This is a genomic window from Streptomyces sp. NPDC056160, from assembly GCF_042268205.1.
In the GTDB taxonomy this organism is placed as follows: domain Bacteria; phylum Actinomycetota; class Actinomycetes; order Streptomycetales; family Streptomycetaceae; genus Streptomyces.
Window position 1 is genome coordinate 1 of record NZ_JBHJUW010000309.1, and the last position, 2,399, is coordinate 2,399.

1 protein-coding gene is annotated in these 2,399 nt (G+C 61.4%); it reads left to right on the forward strand.

What is annotated here, in order from left to right; all coding sequences use genetic code 11:
- The first annotated feature begins 470 nt into the window (after window positions 1-470).
- On the forward strand, window positions 471-2,291 hold the full coding sequence (locus tag ACFC02_RS42280; protein ID WP_376368306.1) for a thiamine pyrophosphate-dependent enzyme: 1,821 nt from the start codon (window positions 471-473) through the stop codon (window positions 2,289-2,291).
- Window positions 2,292-2,399: the final 108 nt, after the last annotated feature.

Sequence of the window (2,399 nt, forward strand, 5' to 3'; positions counted from 1 at the left end):
GCATCGTCGTGCGGGTCTCGGTGTGCTCGCCGGGCTCGGCGCCGATGTGGGCTGTGGCCTCGGCCTCGATGAGTTCCTGCAGGATCCGCTGGGCCGCTGACGTCGGGGAGGCGACGGCGCTGACCTGGCCGATCTGCCGAGGCTCGTCGAGAGCCGTTTCCCCACCACGCTCGCCCGGCAGCCGCCCGCGAGAGGAGCTGGTGGCTCCGGCTCGTCGAGGCGGGCACCGCAAAGAGGTCAATTCGCCTGATACAGCGCGAAAATTGCGATTCAAACACCAATCGGTTTCAACGAGATTAATCTTTACTCGGAGTGCATAATCACAATCTCACACACAGATACCGGAAGAACAGAAGTTGAATGATCAAAGGTCTTGCGCAGGTGCTCCGCGGTAGTAGATACTCACTTTCAGCCAGGCGCGTTTCAGCCAGGCGCCGTGTACGTGATGTAATATCTCGAGGGGGCCGAAAGTGTCATATCCCAGCATTGACGCCGTACAGGAGCAGGATGATCCCCTGCTCGACGAGCCCGTGCCCGGCACCGGATTCTCTGCCCTGGTGGACGCTCTGCAAGAATTGGGCGTGGTGTGCTATTCCGGCGTGACGGGCGGTGGTGTGATCCACCTCACCAAGCTGCTCGAACCGGCGTCCGGCCAGGGAACCCCGGTAGACGTTCCGCACCTTTTCACTGTGCCTGAGTATGTGGCCGGCTTCGTTCCGGTGGGCTATCACATCGCGTCGGGGAGCCGGGCCGCAGCCTGTATCACCACCACGGGTGCCGCGACCAAGCTTGCAGGCAGCGGAATGAGCGATGCACGGTTCCACAATGTGCCGGCGGTGTACCTCGTCGCCCTCAACTCGAAGTCAGCAGAAGACGAGTCTCCGCTTCAGGATGTATCGCGTCACGGAATCTCGATCCTGGAGCAATTGCGAGCTGAGTTCGGAGAGCACTGCATTCATGTGGAGGACTCCGACCCTGAACGCTTGCTTGATCATGTACATCGAGTAAAGGCCGCTCTGGACCGGTGCAAGCCCGTTGTCATCGCATTCCATCCCGACATGCTCAACCGGCCGTGCCCTCCACTGAGGATATCGTCCGGTCCGATTCGTCCGGCCCAGTCGACGGGCGACGGCGTCGACTCCCGCTCCTCCTCCGTCTCCCCGTTCCCGGGAGACTTCATCAGGTCGTCCGAGGGACGGCGTGTAGTGATGCTGGTGACCGACGAGGCGGCTCGCTCTCCCGACATGCCGATCCTCACGACCCTGGTGTCGGCGGCGCTCGGGGCACCGGTTGTCTGGACCGTGAACGGGGCATGGGGAACAGATCCGAACAACGAACTCGGGTACGGGCACATAGGGTTCGGAGGAAACGATTCTGCAAATGCGCTGTGGCTGTCACTGGGACCCGAGGATGTTCTACTGAGCCTTGGATTCGAGCCCGGCGAGTATGTACTGAACCTGCGTAAGATAAATGCGGGTACGGTTTATCACCTCACTAACCTGGACTCCCCATACGGAGCCCTTCAAGGTGACTTCTCGCACCGTTGCGCTGGCGATTACAAGCGAATAAAGGGTGACATCGGGGACCTCCTTCGGGCCCTCCTGACCCACGGCGGAGGACGCTACGCCCCCGCCGCTGTGCAGGCTGCCCCTTCCTCTTTGAACACCGCGCGAGAAAGCATCGAAATCGCACCGGGGAATGTCGACTTCGCCCGATTCCTGGGGCGTATCCATCAAGCATGGCGGCCGGACTCTCTCGGCTTCGACGACGTCTGCCTGGCCTACAAGGACCGTCAATACGTGACGCAGCGCCGCAACCCGAACATCCGGTTCTACTCCGCCTACCAGGGGTCGGCCATGGGTGGAGCCTTCGGCATGGCCGTGGGCGCGAAGCTCGCCGTCCCCGACCATGCGGTCTTCTGCTTCTCGGGAGACGGGTGCTATCAGATGTACGCCGGGGCTCTTCCGCAGTGCGCAGAACTCGGCCTACGGCTCTTCATCATCGACAACCAGTCGTACGCGATTGTCAATCAAGGTCTCGGGAAGATACTGCCGGAAACCTCGCGTGAGAAATGGCATGGGACCTTGAAAAGAGTGGACCATGTCGCGGCGGCTCGCGCTTACGGGTGGGACGGGATAGAACTGTCTCCTGACCTGTCGAACTTCGACGACGTCATCGAACAATGCTACGCGAGCGGCCCATCGCTCCTCGTGCGGGTTCCGGTGGACCCGTGGCAGGAACTGGGCGGAAATCCGAGACTGGGAAACCTCTCCGAACAGTCGCATCTCTAGCCGGACACCGCCGTACGACGAAGAAGAGCAGGGGTGGATGAACATGCACGACGAAGAGCATGTGCAGCGCTACGCGCGGGGCAACGAGATCATCGAGAGGACGTTCGG